This is a genomic window from Bradyrhizobium sp. UFLA06-24 (assembly GCF_054967145.1).
Genome location: NZ_JADFUE010000001.1, coordinates 528,886 through 543,986, shown reverse-complemented (window position 1 = coordinate 543,986; position 15,101 = coordinate 528,886). Strand labels below are relative to the sequence as shown.

The window sequence follows — 15,101 nt, the reverse complement described above, 5'->3', positions numbered from 1 at the left end:
GCAGTTCGAGTTGATCGCCCAGATCGTCGCCAACACGCCGCAGACCAGCCGCCCCGTCGTGCTCGACAGTATCAACCAAACCTTTCCGACCCTGAAAATCCAGTTACGCGACCGCGTATCCGCCAGTTCGGAGCCGTTGCCGAAGCTGACGCCCCTGAATGTCCCATCGGCGATCGAAGGTCGGGCCGATCTCATTCGCGGCGCGAGCCCGGACGGCGATCGCCTGTGGTTCTACCTGAGCAAGGACGAGGTGCTCGAGGCCACGATCGGATCATTCAAGATGCCGGCCTTCGTCAGCGGGCTCTGGACCAGCACGTTGCTGTTCCTGGTGGCGAGCGTGACGCTGCTCGGCGTCTGGGCCGGACGCGCCCTCTCCTCGCCGCTGTCGGCCTTTGCGCGCGAGGCGGAGAATTTCAGCCTGAACCGGTCGTCGGCGCCACTGCCCGAGAGCGGCCCGGAGGAGATCAGATCCGCCGCGCGCGCGCTCAACCGGATGCGCGAACGCATCACCACGCTGATGAACGACCGAACCCGCATGCTGGCGGCCATCAGCCACGATCTGCGCACCCCGATCACGCGCTTGCGGCTGCGCTCGGAATATATCGAGGATCAGACGCAGCGCGCGCAAACCGTGCGCGACCTGGACCAGATGCAATCGATGCTGGAATCCGTGCTGTCGCTGCTGCGCAGCGAAAGCCCGGCAAAGCCGACCCTGGTGGACGTTGCCGCCCTGCTCCAGACGGTCAGCGACCAGTTCTCCGATTGCGGTCATGCAGTGAGCTATCGCGGCCCCGCAAGGGCCACGCTGACCGTGCGTCCCGACGAGATCACCCGCGCGGTGACGAACCTGGTCGACAATGCGATCCGGCTTGCAGGCGACGTCAGCGTCGAACTGTCGATCACGAAAGGACAGATGCTGATCGATGTCGCCGATGACGGGCCCGGCATTCCCGACGAACGGAAAGCGGCGATGCTGGAGCCGTTCGTGCGCGGCGAGGATGCCCGCACCATGGACGAGACGGCCGGCTTCGGCCTGGGTCTTTCGATCGCGCAATCCATCGTCGCGGCCCATGGCGGGCGGCTCATCCTGCTCGACAACGCTCCCAGGGGCCTGCGTGTCCGCCTGCTGCTGCCCGATGCGAGCCTGGAGAGCCAGCCCTGAGCCGGGCAGATCGCGATCGGGTGGGTTACGGCGGCGACGATGGAAGGCGTGCGCCCTCATGCGCCCCGCACCGGCAGTTCTCGTAGTCCACGGGATCATGGCTGTTGAAGATCGTCACGCGATCGCCGTGGCTGAGCTTCAGCTCACGCAGCCTTGCCTGGTTGGCGATGCGGGCGTTGCGATCCATGTCGGCACGACGCTGGAAATAACCGAGCACCAGCGGCGCGCGAGGTGATGCATCGAGCTGGGCGTGATGGAAATAGCTGTCCCCGGCATGCAGCAGCCACTTCTCGCCCGAGCGCACCGCGATGCCGCAATGGCCGAGCGTGTGCCCGGCGAGCGGGATCATCAGGATGTCGGCTTCCTTGTCGCCGAGCGCGCGCACGCCCTTGAAGCCGAACCAGTCCTCACCGGCCTCGCCATAGAATGCCCAATTCGGCCGGTGGCTCCATTGCCCCGTGACATAGCGCCCCTCGGGCGTCGCGGGCTTGCGCAGCACGGCCATGTCGTGTTCGGCGCGATGGACGTGGATCGCGGCGTGCGGAAAGTCGGGGACGCCACCGGCGTGGTCGCGGTCGAGATGCGTCAGCAGCACGTGGCGCACGTCGGCGGGCGAATAGCCGAGCGCCTTCACCTGTTGCACGGCCGTCTCGGCAGGATCGAGTTTTGGCGTGGTCTGGCGTAGCCATCGTTTTCCCAGCCTGTCCGGCGTGGCGATATCGCCGAGGCCGATGCCGGTATCGACCAGGGCGAGGCCGTCACGGGTCTCGATCAGCAGACAATGGCAGACCATGCGAGCCCGTTGGAACAGGCCGCCGGTGCCGTTCACGAGCCGTCGGCCCATCGGACACATCGTCCCGGTGTTGAGGTGGTGGATTTTCATGGGTGACGCTCGCCTGTTGTGAACAGGCCGTTCTTGTCACCCCCCTCTCCATAGGTAAAATATTGAATATTGATAATATCTCTAGGTTTCACCTATGGACATCCGCGAGCTTCGCTACTTCGCCGCCGTTTATCGAGAACGCAACCTCACGGCTGCGGCCCGCACCTGCTTCGTGTCGCAGCCGTCGATCTCGACCGCCATCACCAATCTGGAGGCCGAGCTCGGCACCACGCTGTTCATCCGCCACAAGAAGGGCGTCGCACCCACCGCCTCGGCCGAGCAGTTCCATGCGCTGGCCCGCCGCATCATCGACGAGGCCGACGCGGCGCGCAGCCTGTTCCGCAAGCCCAGCACGAAGATCACGCTGACCCTCGGCCTGATGCGCACGCTGGACGTGACCCGGACGATCGCCCTGCTGAAGCCGCTGACGGCACGCAGCGACATCGCGCTCCGGCTCGTCGGCAGCGAGGAGCGCGCGGATGCAAGGATCGTCTCGAAGAGCATGCTTGGGGATGACGAGCATTTCGTCCCGCTGTGGAGCGAGCGTTATGTCGCGGCGCTGCCGCCATCGCATCCGTTGACGCTGAAGGAGAAGCTTCGCGCCGCCGACCTCGCCGACGCAGCCATGATCGACCGCTGCCATTGCGAGCAGAGCGCGTTCTTCGGCCGCACGTCGGCGCGGCGTCCATCTGCGGCGATCGCGCAATCGGAGGATTGGGCGATGGCGCTGGTCGCGGCCGGCGTCGGCATCGCCATCGTCCCGGAGGGCGTGGCAAAGGGCTATCCTGACGTCGCCGTCAGGGAGATCGATGTGAGGGTCAAACGCGAGGTCGGGTTCGCCTACCGCGCGTCGATGCCTCTCGCGGATGCATTGAAGGACTTCGTCGGGAAGCTGCGGAAGCAGCGCCGCAAGCCCGAGCGGACCGGGCAGCGCCGCGTTGGCAAACGTCGTGATTGAGCATGATCGTGCCGGAAACCGGCTCGGACTTGTCCGGAGATCGTACTCAGCCCTTCGACACCACGGCGCGGCCATAGGCCGGAAGCGACTGGACCGGCGGATTGGCGGTCTGGGCCGCAAGCTCGCCGATCAGGCGGTCGGCATCGGCGGCCATGCCGTCGGGGGCCTGGATCACCAGCCGCTCCAATGCCCAGCGATACGACGAGACGCGCTGCTCGAGCGACAGCTGCACCCACTGGATGATCAGCGAGTTCTCGCGCATGCGTTCGACCGCATCGGTCCGCTCCTGCGGCGAGAGCGCGGAGACGCGCGCCATGCTGGCGTCGCGCTTCTTGTCGAGATCGATGACGCGGATCGCGCTGGCGAAGAACGGCTCGAAGCGGGTGATGTCGTTACGGACGTCCTCGATCAGCTGCGCATAGCGCGAGGCGTGCGAGCGGTGCGGCTCGTCGATCAGGGTGCGGCCGTACATGGTACGATCGAACACGATCTTCTGGTGCCACGGCGAGGGGATTGCCTTGTAGTCGCCGAACACGCTCTTCCAGGCCGGCCGCGACAGCGGCGGCTCGATCATGGGATAGGCGAGGTCGCGAAGCTGGCGCTCTTCGTCGGTGAGCTGGAATTGCGAGGGCTTCAGGCCGAGGCTGCCGGTCGCCTCGGCACCGAGCCAGCGATGCATGTCGTCGCTGCGCATGTCGGCGCGGGTGCGGCCGAAATCGCCGCCGCTGCAGCCGGCAAGCGACGCTCCGACCACTGCGAGCAGGATGGCCGATACGACACGGCGGATCTGGCGGATGACGTCCGGCATTGCAACAGCCGCAAAGCTAGCGGCGACGACGACGGCGCCCCGGCGCGGTGCCCTGCTCCGGTCCACGGTCGCCGCTGGTTTCGTCCGCGTCGCGCTCGATACGGATGACGGGAAGAATCAGGATCGTTCCCATGTCCGCGCGCGGTGTGACGTCCCCCGACGAGCCCACCCGGCGACCGGCCGGAAATTCGATGATGGTCCCCATGTCAGCTCTCTCAATTGCCGCGCGACCGAACGCGCCGCTGCAACATGGAGATCATTAGGATCAGTTTATGGTTAACGGGGTGTAAACACCGCCTTCCGACCGTAACCGCACGGGCCGATTCAAGCCGTCCCGCGGCGGGACGACGACGGTCGAAATGCGCGGGTTTGCTTCACACTTCGTTTTCCTTAAGGAGCCTTTAAAGGAACCCTTGATAGGCTTGCGGCAACAGTTCTTCCGAGTTGCGTACGCCTCCATGACCAAGTCGCTGTTTCCCGGATTCGATGGGCTGATGACGCTCTCCCGCCGCGAGGGCGTGGATGTTCGCCCCACCCTGCTGCGCGTGCTGACCGACCTCTATGTCCAGACCAGCACCCACAGCGAGGACGAGCAGCGGCAATTCATCGAGCTTGCGACGCGGCTGATCGACCAGGTCGACGACGCGACGCGCGCCTCCGTCAAGGCAAAGCTTGCGATCTATCCGCAGACGCCGGTTCCGGTGCTCCAGAAGCTCGGGCTGGTCGCGGCCCAGGAAGGCCGCAGGATTCCGCTCGCGCGCGAAATCCTGCGCCCTTCGCCCGCCCCCTCGCCTGCGCGTATCCCGACCGAGGCCGAGCAGCGCATGGCCGCCAGCATGGCGATGCAGCCGAAGGAAGCGGCCGAGATCCACGACATGTTCTTCCGCGCCGATGCGAGCCAGCGCGCGCTGATCCTTCACAATCTGGCGCAGACGCCGCTGAAGGCCGCGCCGAGGATTCCGACCGTGCATGCCAAGCGCGCGATCCAGGTCCTGGAAATGGCGGCCATTGCGGGCGACGTCGAGAGCTTCACCTACGAGCTCGGCGACACCTTGATCCTGCCCGCCCGCGTCGCCACGCAGATCGTCGAGGACGCCGGCGGCGAGGCGCTTGCGGTCGCCGCACGCGCGCTCGACATGCCGAGCCCGAACTTCCAGCGCATCCTCTTGTTCTTCAAGCCCGCGATCGGCACGTCCGTGAACGAAGTCTACCGGCTGTCGCGGCTCTACGACCGCCTCAGCGACCGCTCCGCGCTGGTGATGCTCGCCGCCTGGCGCGGCTCGACCCTCGCCGTCACGCGCGCCAAGTATCAGCCCTCGCTGCATGACAACGACCGCCAGCGCGCCCGCGCGGGCGCCAGCCAGTCGCGGCCGAGCCTGCAGCCCGGCTCGAGCCCGGCGGTGCGCACCGGCAGCGGCGGATCAGAGCGCTAAAGCCTGCCTCTGCAGGCACCGAGATTTGATACGTGCCGCGCTCTAGCCACGTCATTGCGAGGAGCTCTCGCGACGAAGCAATCCAGAATCCCGCCGCGGAAAGATTCTGGATTGCTTCGCTCCGCTCGCAATGACGGCTACACCTTCGCCAGATCGAGAAAGTGCCTTCCCGCGCGGTCTTCGGTCTCGACGATCCAGGCATCCGGATCGAACCGAAGCTCCTTGGTCAGGCGCTCTTCCACCGCGGATTCCGGCATCGGCTGCGGCGCGACCGGCACGAAGAAGCGATCGACGGGCCGACCGTCCTCGTAAGACGTCTGCGGCGCCGGAACGTAGAGCATCGCATTGCCGTCGAGCAGCGACACTTTGACGAACACCGCGCCCGCCTCCTCGGCGCCGCGATGGCGCACCGCGCCGAACACGCCCTCGGTCTGGCACCGGCGTAAATAGGCCGCGACCCATATGTTGGATTTCAAACGCATGAGTCGAACGATAAGCCAGCGCGACCTGCGCCGCCAGTGTCAGCTCGGGATTGTCAGGCCTTGCTGACGCCTTGCCCGCCGCCGATCTGGCGCGCGACGAGGTATGACAGCGGCATTGCGAGGGCAAATCCCACGGCGACCGCGTACGGGATGTTCCTGATGGCATCGGCGGCAAAGCTCGGCACCATCAGCACCACGATCAGGCTGACGCCCGCCAGCACCGTGCCGAGCATGATCCACACGAGAATCGAGACCTTGAACATGACGACCTCTCTCCCTTGATGAGATGGACGATCATCTTCTCCGATGGTTCCAGCCGTCATTGATCCCAAGCAAATCATGCCGGCGCAATTGCGTACCAGCCGTGCCGGCGTGCGGGCCCGGGATTGACCGGTGTCAATGACGGGGCACGTTCGACTATTCGACGGGGTGGCCGATCGCGGCGGCAAGCTCGCGCAACAAACGGTCCGACACCTGGCCGGTGACGGGCATCTTGTGCTGGCGCTCGAAGGTCTGGATCGTCGACTGGGTCTCGCCGTTCATCGCGCCGGTGATCTTCAAATTGCCGTAGCCATATTCGGACAGCGCGCGCTGCACGCCGGCGATCCGGCGCGCCGCCGGGCTTAGCTGCGCCGGGATCGGCGCCGGCGGCCGAGCAACAGCCGCTGCCGACGGTGGCGGCGTCGGTGTGGTCGATTTGATGACCAGATTGGTCATGGGATCGCCCGAGCGCGGCGTAGAAGCGGTCGTCTCGGCGGGCTTCTCCGGCGGCTTCTCGGCCGGTTTGGGCTCGACGCGAAACTCGGTCGCCTTCGGCTCGAGCGGCGACGTATCGGCGCCGACCGGCCGCGGGCGCGGCATGGGATTCGTCAGCGACATGGAGGACGGCGCGGGAAGGTTGATCACGGTGCCGAACATCGGCGCCGGATGCCGGCCGGTCTGCAGGAACAGCGCGTTGGCAACGATGGCGCTGACGGCGGCGGCGGCGACGAGGCCGGCCAGCGTATCCTTTGGGCTGTGCAGGAGCACGCGCATCACGAGATTGCGCTCGGTCTCGACATCTACGGCCGCGGCCTTAGCGCCACCCTTGGCACCATTCTTGGCGCCACGGCGGCGCGGAGCGGCTTCGTCGTTGGGGGACTTTCTAGGCACTTTTCTTCACCGGAGCAGGTTGGTCCTGAATTTCATGACGGGGCGCCTGCGTCAGCGTCGCGACCTTGCTCTCGGCCGGCTTGGCTTGCGGCGGCGTGTAGACGAGCGGCAGCTTGACGGTGACGGCGGTACCTTCGCCGAGCTTGCTTTGTACCGTCAATTCGCCGAGATGCAACGCCACGAGGCTCTTCACGATCGAAAGGCCAAGGCCGGTGCCTTCGTGCCGGCGTTCATAGGTCTTGCCGCACTGGAAGAACGGCGCGCCGATGCGCTTGAGATCCTCGGGCGCAATGCCGACGCCCGTGTCGCTGACACGCAGCGTCAGTCGCGAAGCGGATGCCGATGCAGACACGGTGACCTGCCCGCCGCGCTCGGTGAACTTGATCGCGTTGGCGACGAGATTGAGCACGATCTGCTTGAACGCCCTGGGATCGCCGGTCATCACGGGCAGGTCCTGCGGCGCGTCGGTGATGAGGTCGACGCCGTTCTCCCGCGCCTTCAGCGCCAACAGGTTGCAGCAATGCAGCAGTGAGGTGCGCGGCGCGAACGGCTCGGCCGAAATCTCGAAATTGCCCGATTCCATCTTCGACATGTCGAGGATGCCGTTGACGACCGACAGCAGATGCTGGCCGGAGGCGTTGATGAGCTCGGCATATTCCTTGCGCTGGCCGGCGGCCAGCATCAGGGTCTGCTCCTGCGCGATCATCTCCGAGAAGCCGATGATGGCGTTGAGCGGCGTGCGCAGCTCGTGGCTCATGGTGGCGAGGAAGCGCGTCTTGGCGGCGTCGGCGGCTTCCGCCGCGCTGCGCGCCTGGTCGAGCGCCTGCTCGGACAGCTTGCGATCGGTGACGTCGCGCATCACGGCGACGACTTCCGCCTCATGGGTGGGGTCGCGGCCGAGCTCCTGATCGAGCGGCCGGCAGCGCATCTCCACCCAGATGAAGTCGACCTGACCGCGATCGGAACCGACGGGCTCGCGCCGCAGCCGGAATTCGACGCTGCGCACGTCGCCGCGCGCGGCGTCGGAGAGCGCGGTGAGATAGGCCGGACGATCGGCGACATGGACGCGATCGAACAGGCCGTGGCCGAGCAATTGAGCAACCGGCATGCCGAGCATGGCTTCGGCCGCCGGCGAGACGAACTGCACCGCGCCGTTGCGCTGATGGCGCGAGATCACGTCGCTCATGTTGCGCGCCAGGAGACGATAGCGCTCCTCCTCGCGCGACAGCAGCGTGACGCCGGTCCGCGCGAGCGACTCCGCGCCAAAGGCGAGACCCGCGGCATAGAGCGTCGCGGAGGCGACACCCAGGGCCATCATCACGCCGCGCTCGGCAGCGCCGAGTCCGCCGCCTGGCAGCCAGCCGAACTGGCCGAGCAGGATCAGCAGGCCGATGCAGGACAGTGCGAGCAGCGACGCAAAGGCCGCGACGCGGCGCGAGGCCGAGAGAGCAGCTTCCAAGGGAACCACGACCAGCCAGATCGCGGCGAACGATTCAATGCCGCCGGTCGTGACCGCGATCGCCATGATCAGGCCGGCGAGCGCCAGCGAGGACAGCACATGGGCGCCTTCATAGCGGCCGGTGCGTGACAGGAACCAGGACAACAGGATCGGCGCGATCAGCCAGGCAAAGGCCGCGACCTCGATGGCGCTCGGCGCACCGCGCAGGACGAGATAGACCGGGAATGCGGCAAAGGCGGCCAGGCTTCCGAGAAGCCGGGGCGCCATGAAAGCCCGATGACGTGCACGCGTCAGCGCATCGTAACGCGCGGAGGGATGCAGCAGTGCATCGAGACAATCGCGGATGATACTCAAAACTGTCACGGGTCTCGCGCTTCGGCTCAATCGTCTCGAGAAGACGCGCCGGAACGCCTCCTTATCGTTGAGCCACCGTGTCAGAGCGACCTTAAACGAGTGCTAAGGCGGATCGGCCCGTCGCCCGACACCGTGTCATCGCGGAGATTTTTAGGCGATTTGGCGATGTCATCATCGGATGATGGTGAACATAGGGTTTCGCCGCCCCGCTCATGGTTTCGAATTGGTGGATATGCAGGGCCGGACAACCACGGGCGCCGGCGTCAATCGAATATTTACGAGAACTCTATCCGCGAAGATTCTTGCGTAAATTTTCCGCGAATTAAGCTCAAGGCAATGACTTGCGATTTATCGAGAGTTGCTAGGTCGAAACGCACGCGGAAATCGCCGTCGCGGGATCTAACGTACAGGTCGATAAGATGCGCTTTCTGCTTCGCATCACATTCTGGCTCGGGCTGGTGCTGGTGCTCCTGCCGCGGGACAAGACGCCCGAATCGGAGAAGCTGCCGCAGATCGGCGCCGCCGATGCGGTGCAGGCTGCGACCGCGGCCGTCTCCGACATGACCCAGTTCTGCAAGCGCCAGCCGGCGGCCTGCGAAGTCGGCGGGCAGGCCGCGACCATCATAGGCCAGCGGGCCCAGGATGGTGCGCGCAAGATCTACCAGATCATCAACGAGAAAAAAGAGCAGCTCGGCAACGAGAAGGCTGAGAAAAACGAGAAGAAGGCGCCTGATCGCACCGGCTCGATCGCGGCCGCCGGCGAAGGCGATGCGGTTGCGAGCGAGGCGCCGCGCGACACGCTCACGCAGGACGATCTCGCCCTGGAATGGCACGGGCCGGAGACGACGAATTAGAGCGCGCGCTCATCGCCGCAAAGCTATTATCTCGATTGCCGCAAGCCGGTCGTATGACGTTGTCGTATGGCGCTTCCGCAACTCCCGGACAGAAATGGAAAGCTAACTCCCCGCTGGCCTTGTTGAAGCGGCCAGGTTCCCGAATGATGCCGCGCGTCAGGACGTCACATCCTCCTCGAACGCAACCAGGCGGCTCTCGTGAAGAACTTCTCAACTGCTTTTTCGGCGTGGCAATGATTGCAGGCTGAAGCGCGGCCTCAGCCCAAGCATCATCCTCGTCCGAAGCGATTACTGATTTGAGGGAGCCCAAGTTTGGGCTCCAGGCCTATCGATTTCGTCCCGCCGCGCCCCTATATTGGCCCATAGAACGAACACGGGCCATCAATGACGACGATTGACGAGATCAGGGACAATTTCGAGCTTTTGGACGAGTGGGACGACCGCTACCGGTATGTCATCGAGCTCGGCCGCACCCTGGAACCGATGCCCGAGGACGAGCATTCGGCCGAGAACAAGGTGCAGGGCTGCGTCAGCCAGGTCTGGCTCCAGAAGCTGGTCGATCGCGACGGTGGCGCGCCGATCCTGAGATATCGCGGCGACAGCGACGCCCATATCGTGCGCGGCCTGGTCGCGATCGTGCTCGCGCTCTATTCCGGCCGCACGCCGCAAGAGATCCTCGATACCGACGCGATTGCCGTGTTCAACGAGTTCGGCTTCCGCGATCATCTGACGCCGCAGCGCTCCAACGGCCTGCGCTCGATGGTCGAGCGCATCAAGACGGATGCGAAAGAGGCGCTCGCCGAAGCGTCGTGAAGCTCCAAGCTGCACTGCCGTAGGGGGGCAAAGCGAAGCGTGACCACGGTCTGAGTGCGATCAATGAGAGATGGTGGGCACGGCGCAGGCGCGCCCTTGCCCACCCTACGAAATCGGCCTGCGCTACTTCCCCTTCTTCCGCTGCTGCTGTCCGAGCCCCATCTTCTTGGCCAGCTGCGAGCGCGCCACCGCATAGTTCGGCGCGACCATGGGATAGTCGGCGGGCAGGCCCCATTTCTCGCGGTATTGCTCCGGCGTCATGTTGTACTGGGTGCGCAGATGGCGCTTCAGCGACTTGAAGCGCTTGCCGTCTTCCAGGCACACCAGATAGTCGGGCGCGATCGACTTCTTCAGCGACACCGCCGGCTTTGCCGGCTCGAGCGGCGTCGTCTCGGTGCGGCCCAACGACACCCGCGTCAACGCGCCGTGCACCTGACTGATCAGGTTCGGAATCTCTGCGGCGGGCGTCGGGTTGTTGCCGACATAGGCCGACACGATGCTCGCCGTCAGCTCGATGAAATTCTTGGGCCCGGCATCCGACATGGGCGCGACCTCTCTCCAACCACGGTCCGTCGCGGCATTGGCGACGGCAAAGTAATTCGTGTCAACAATACGTTTGGCCGAAATAGGACAACTTGAGAATAGGGACCGATTACTGATCTCGCGAGAAGAATCGGGTTGTCTTACCTTGAACAGGCGAGGTCTTCAGCCACCGCGCTGGTCGAGATGGGCGCGCAGCTCGTCGATCGATGCAAAGCGCATCATGCCCTCCGGCATCTGCGCCTCGATCGAGCCGTCGGAATAGAGCGAATAGGCCATGCCGTCGACGATGCCGGATTTGAGCACCGTCACCGCCGGCTGCTCCGCCGCGGGCGGCTCGGGCGTCGGAGGTGGCGCGGCAGGCTGAGGCACAGCAGGTTCGAAGGTGGACGAGGCGCGCGGCGGCGGCCGACGCGCCGCGGGCGGCTCCGGCGGCCGCGCGCGGTCGGGCTTCGGCCAGGCGTCCTCGAAACTCGCGTGCGGAGCAGCGGGCGGCGTGGGCTCTGCCTGCGCCTGCGGCGGCGCGCTTTCCGCCGTTTTGGTTTCGGCGCGCTCACGCTCCTTGCGGGAGCTCGAGGCGAACATCAAGTTGCGCCGGCGCGGCGCTTCCGGAGCTGCAGGCGGCGGCGGAGGTGCTTCCGCTTCCGCCGCTGCCTCGGCGCGCGGGCGCGCGGGTGTGGGCACCTCGGCCTGCCATGGCGGCGCGGCGGCTGGTGACGACGGCTCAGCCCGCATCGCGGGGAAGGGCTCCGGCGCCGGCGCACCCGATCCGGCAAGGCCCGGCAGCACCGGCCTGACGCGAACCTCCGGTGCCGCGGCCGTTGCGGCCAAACGGCGCGCGATGGCCTGCAACTCGAGCAGGACGACATAGAGGCCGACCAGTAGCATTCCGGAGCAGACGCCAATCGTTCCGCTCGTTATGAGCGTGCTGCCGAGGCTGAAATCCCGGATCGAATAGCCGAACGCGACCGCAAGGAGGCCCGCCACGACGGCGAAAATCCCAGCGATCAACAAAGCCACGCTCATCGAACACACCCCCGGCCGCGCATCCACGCACGACACCCACTACGCCACGATACCGTCATCCTGCGTTCCACGCCAACGACCATTTGCCGCCACCGTTCCTAAGGGAAAGGATATCAGGGACTTATTCACATTCCCTTCAGCAACGATCCGCTAGCTGTCATGTACTCCCATGTTACCGGAAATTGCTGCGTCGCATCAGGAATTTAGCCATAATGCCCAATTACTTGGTAATGGAACTGCGCTATAGGGATTCCGGGGAACAGGCCCGCGCGCGCCAACAGGGCCAAGAGGGTATTCCGGGTCACCAATCGCCATGACATCCATCACGACCTCGGCGATCGACACGCCTCTCAGGCGCTCGGTTGAACGGACTTGCGACGATCTTGCCATGCTGGTGCTGGCTGCGGTCGCCGTCATCGCAGGCCTGACCTTCCGCGACTATGGGCTCGGCTGGGATGACTACACCCATGCCGAATATGCCGACCTTTTGCTGCGGATGTACGGCTCCGGCTTCAGGGACACGGGCGCCCTCTCCTTCGCCAACCTCTATATGTATGGCGGCGGCTTCGACATGGCCGCAGCGCTGCTGCACAAGGTCATTCCGCTCGAGCTGTTCGAGACGCGGCGCCTGGTCGGCGCGATCGTCGGCGTGATCGGACTTGCGGTGACATGGCGTCTCGGCCGCCGCGTCGGCGGGCCTCTTGCCGGACTTGGCGCGTTGTTGCTGCTCGCGCTCTGCCCGATCTTCTACGGCCACATGTTCATGAATCCAAAGGATGCGCCCTTCGCGGTGGCGATGGTCATCCTGATGCTCGGCCTGGTCCGCCTTGCCGAGGAATATCCAAATCCTTCGCCGCGCACGATCCTGATCGTCGGCCTGGGTGCCGGCCTGTCGATCGGCTCGCGCATCCTCGGCGGACTCGCGCTGGTCTATGCGATGATCGGCTTCGTCCCGCTGTTCCTGGAGGAACTGCGCACCGAGGGCGCGCGCGAAGCTGTCAGGCGTTTCGCCCATGTCGTTTACGTGCTGCTGCCCGGCCTCGTGCTCGGCTATCTCGTCATGGGTCTGATCTGGCCATGGTCGATCATGGAGCCCGGCAATCCCTTCGAGGCCTTGACCTATTTCTCGCACTTCTTCGAGAAACCCTGGAAGGAGATGTTCGACGGCGCGATCGTATCCGTCCCCGACATGCCCTGGTCCTATCTGCCGACGCTGTTCGCGCTGCAATTGCCCGAGGTGATGCTGGTGCTGATGGCAGGCAGCGTGGTCGGCACCTTCGCGTTATTGCCGCGCCGCGGGGTTCCAGCCCGCCGCAAGACCATCATGCTTATGCTGACGCTGGCGGCCACCCTGCCGCTCGTGATCGCGATGGTGAAGCGCCCGGCGCTCTACAACGGCATCCGCCATTTCGTCTTCGTGATCCCGCCGATGGCGGTGCTCGGCGGCGTTGCCCTCGCCTGGATCATGGAGCGCCTGCGCGCCAATCACCGCGCTTGGCAGCCGGCCGTGCTCGCCGTGTTCTGCTTCGGCCTCGCGCTCTCGCTCGCCGAGATGATCCGGCTGCATCCCTATCAGTACACCCACTTCAACCATATCGCCGGTACGGTGCGTGGCGCCGACGACCGCTTCATGCTGGATTATTGGGGCCTCGCGCTGAAGCAGGCCTCCGACGAGCTGCGCGAGCAGCTGGTCGAGCGCCAGGAGGTGCCGCCGCGCAATCGCAAATGGAAGGTCGCGGTGTGCGGTCCGCAGCGGCCGGCCCAGGTCGCGCTCGGCCCTGATTTCACCATCGGATGGGATTCCCACGCGGCCGATTTCGCGATGACGCTCGGCGAATTCTACTGCAAGGGCCTTACCGCGCCCGTGATGGTCGAGATCAAGCGCGACGACGTGGTGTTCGCCCGCGTTTACGACATCCGAGGCCGCAGCATTTCCAGTCTGCTGTCGATCCCGGCACCGTAAAGTTCGTCTCCCAGGTCGTACCGCTCTCCGCCTTCGCTCTTCGAGCTACGGCGGACAAGCATGCGGGCTACGCTGAACAGCCGCGCTTTAGGCGCCTTGCCGCCACTCCAGAGCACGACTAGGCTCGCTCCCCGCAACAACGAGGTTCGGAGAGAATTGCCATGTCGCCAGCGGAAGCGCGCCTGAAGGAAGTGCCGTCAAACATGACGGAGGCGGAGTGGCAGCAACGGGTCAATCTCGCCGCCTGCTATCGCCTCGTCGCGCTGTACGGCTGGGATGACCTGGTCGACACCCACATCTCCGCGCGCGTGCCCGGTCCCGACCATCATTTCCTCATCAATCCCTACGGGCTGATGTTCGACGAGATCACGGCCTCGAGCCTGGTCAAGGTCGATCTGCACGGCAACCAGCTCTCCGAGAGCGAGTACAGCATCAATCCGGCCGGCTTCACCATCCATTCGGCGATTCACGAGGTGCGCGAGGACGCGATCTGCGTGCTGCATCTCCACACGCTGGACGGCACTGCGGTGTCGAGCAGCGCCGAAGGCCTCTTGCCGCTGAACCAGACCGCGCAGCTCGTCACCCACGACCTCGCCTATCACGACTACGAAGGCATCGCGCTCGATCACGACGAGCGGCCGCGGCTGCAGAAGGATCTCGGTGACCACAATCACATGCTGCTGCGCAATCACGGCACGCTGACGGTCGGCCGCTCGGTCGCCTCGGCGTTCGAGCGCATGTACCACCTCGAGCGCGCCTGCTCGATGCAGGTGCGCACCCGCGCGCTGGGCACGCCGGTCTATCCGGTCGAGCCGATCGCGATCGAGAAGAACACCGAGTTGCTCGCCAACCGCGACCGCGCCGAGCTGCGCGCCACCAACCTCGTCTGGCCGCCGCTGCTGCGCAAGCTCGACCGCGAGCTGCCGGGCTATCGGTCTTGAGATTTTCGGGATTTCGTGTAGGATAGTTGCTACCTACCTCTACACATTCCGGAATGAAACGCCGTCCAATCCCGGGCGGCGTTTTTATTTTGCGTGATGCGCCCTCCACCGTCATTGCGAGGAGCTCGCGACGAAATTGCGAAGCAATTTTGCGCTGGTGCGACGAAGCAATCCAGACTGCTTCCGCGGCGAGATTCCTGGATTGCTTCGCGGAGCCTGTCATCGGGCCGCGCTTCGCGCGGACCCGGTGGCTCGCAATGACGTGGAGAGAGC

16 protein-coding genes are annotated in these 15,101 nt (G+C 65.2%); 7 read left to right on the top strand and 9 right to left on the bottom strand.

Going from position 1 to position 15,101, the window contains the following annotated elements; all coding sequences use genetic code 11:
- The coding region (locus IF809_RS02395) for an ATP-binding protein (RefSeq protein WP_462836714.1) at positions 1 to 1,162 on the top strand (1,162 nt) is incomplete at its 5' end.
- A 25-nt stretch (positions 1,163 to 1,187) separates the two neighbouring features.
- Here IF809_RS02395 and IF809_RS02390 read toward each other — a convergent pair.
- Entirely contained in the window at positions 1,188 to 2,045 is an 858-nt protein-coding gene (locus tag IF809_RS02390) for an MBL fold metallo-hydrolase (protein WP_462836713.1), read from the bottom strand.
- Positions 2,046 to 2,139: 94 nt separating this feature from the next.
- Here IF809_RS02390 and IF809_RS02385 point away from each other — a divergent pair, with 94 nt between their 5' ends.
- Positions 2,140 to 3,003: a LysR family transcriptional regulator gene (locus tag IF809_RS02385; RefSeq protein ID WP_128967317.1), complete on the top strand. Its 864-nt coding sequence runs from the start codon at positions 2,140 to 2,142 to the stop codon at positions 3,001 to 3,003.
- A gap of 46 nt (positions 3,004 to 3,049) precedes the next feature.
- Here IF809_RS02385 and IF809_RS02380 read toward each other — a convergent pair whose 3' ends face one another.
- Together IF809_RS02380 and IF809_RS02375 are read right to left on the bottom strand one after the other, a co-directional pair.
- Positions 3,050 to 3,811, bottom strand: a complete 762-nt coding sequence (locus IF809_RS02380) for a hypothetical protein (RefSeq protein WP_128967318.1) — start codon at positions 3,809 to 3,811, stop codon at positions 3,050 to 3,052.
- A 16-nt stretch (positions 3,812 to 3,827) separates the two neighbouring features.
- Positions 3,828 to 4,016: a hypothetical protein gene (locus IF809_RS02375; RefSeq protein ID WP_128967319.1), complete on the bottom strand. Its 189-nt coding sequence runs from the start codon at positions 4,014 to 4,016 to the stop codon at positions 3,828 to 3,830.
- 253 nt (positions 4,017 to 4,269) lie between these two features.
- Between IF809_RS02375 and IF809_RS02370 the strand changes: the two genes are divergently transcribed.
- Entirely contained in the window at positions 4,270 to 5,244 is a 975-nt protein-coding gene (locus tag IF809_RS02370) for a DUF2336 domain-containing protein (RefSeq protein WP_462836712.1), read from the top strand.
- Between the two features lie 137 nt (positions 5,245 to 5,381).
- Here IF809_RS02370 and IF809_RS02365 read toward each other — a convergent pair whose 3' ends face one another.
- The 4 genes from IF809_RS02365 to IF809_RS02350 form a co-directional block, all read right to left on the bottom strand.
- Positions 5,382 to 5,726 (bottom strand): DUF1491 family protein, encoded by a 345-nt coding sequence (locus tag IF809_RS02365; protein ID WP_462836711.1) that lies wholly within the window; start codon positions 5,724 to 5,726, stop codon positions 5,382 to 5,384.
- Positions 5,727 to 5,779: 53 nt separating this feature from the next.
- Positions 5,780 to 5,989 (bottom strand): hypothetical protein, encoded by a 210-nt coding sequence (locus IF809_RS02360; protein WP_164938789.1) that lies wholly within the window; start codon positions 5,987 to 5,989, stop codon positions 5,780 to 5,782.
- A gap of 154 nt (positions 5,990 to 6,143) precedes the next feature.
- On the bottom strand, positions 6,144 to 6,878 hold the full coding sequence (locus tag IF809_RS02355) for a peptidoglycan-binding domain-containing protein (RefSeq protein ID WP_462836710.1): 735 nt from the start codon (positions 6,876 to 6,878) through the stop codon (positions 6,144 to 6,146).
- Positions 6,871 to 8,700, bottom strand: coding sequence for a PAS domain-containing sensor histidine kinase (locus tag IF809_RS02350; protein WP_462836709.1), 1,830 nt, complete (start codon positions 8,698 to 8,700; stop codon positions 6,871 to 6,873). Before IF809_RS02350 ends, IF809_RS02355 begins: the two co-directional genes overlap by 8 nt.
- A gap of 410 nt (positions 8,701 to 9,110) precedes the next feature.
- Between IF809_RS02350 and IF809_RS02345 the strand changes: the two genes are divergently transcribed.
- Together IF809_RS02345 and IF809_RS02340 are read left to right on the top strand one after the other, a co-directional pair.
- Positions 9,111 to 9,545 (top strand): DUF5330 domain-containing protein, encoded by a 435-nt coding sequence (locus tag IF809_RS02345; RefSeq protein WP_462836708.1) that lies wholly within the window; start codon positions 9,111 to 9,113, stop codon positions 9,543 to 9,545.
- A gap of 384 nt (positions 9,546 to 9,929) precedes the next feature.
- Complete coding sequence (locus IF809_RS02340; RefSeq protein ID WP_453979679.1) at positions 9,930 to 10,358, top strand: SufE family protein; 429 nt, start codon at positions 9,930 to 9,932, stop codon at positions 10,356 to 10,358.
- Positions 10,359 to 10,481: 123 nt separating this feature from the next.
- On the opposite strand, the gene IF809_RS02335 is transcribed toward IF809_RS02340, so the two are convergent.
- Complete coding sequence (locus IF809_RS02335) at positions 10,482 to 10,901, bottom strand: Ros/MucR family transcriptional regulator (protein ID WP_128967327.1); 420 nt, start codon at positions 10,899 to 10,901, stop codon at positions 10,482 to 10,484.
- A gap of 162 nt (positions 10,902 to 11,063) precedes the next feature.
- Positions 11,064 to 11,924, bottom strand: a complete 861-nt coding sequence (locus tag IF809_RS02330; protein ID WP_164938791.1) for a DUF308 domain-containing protein — start codon at positions 11,922 to 11,924, stop codon at positions 11,064 to 11,066.
- A gap of 313 nt (positions 11,925 to 12,237) precedes the next feature.
- Here IF809_RS02330 and IF809_RS02325 point away from each other — a divergent pair, with 313 nt between their 5' ends.
- Together IF809_RS02325 and IF809_RS02320 are read left to right on the top strand one after the other, a co-directional pair.
- On the top strand, positions 12,238 to 13,887 hold the full coding sequence (locus IF809_RS02325; protein ID WP_462836707.1) for a glycosyltransferase family 39 protein: 1,650 nt from the start codon (positions 12,238 to 12,240) through the stop codon (positions 13,885 to 13,887).
- A gap of 161 nt (positions 13,888 to 14,048) precedes the next feature.
- Positions 14,049 to 14,828, top strand: a complete 780-nt coding sequence (locus IF809_RS02320) for a class II aldolase/adducin family protein (protein ID WP_128967330.1) — start codon at positions 14,049 to 14,051, stop codon at positions 14,826 to 14,828.
- Positions 14,829 to 15,101 lie beyond the last annotated feature (273 nt).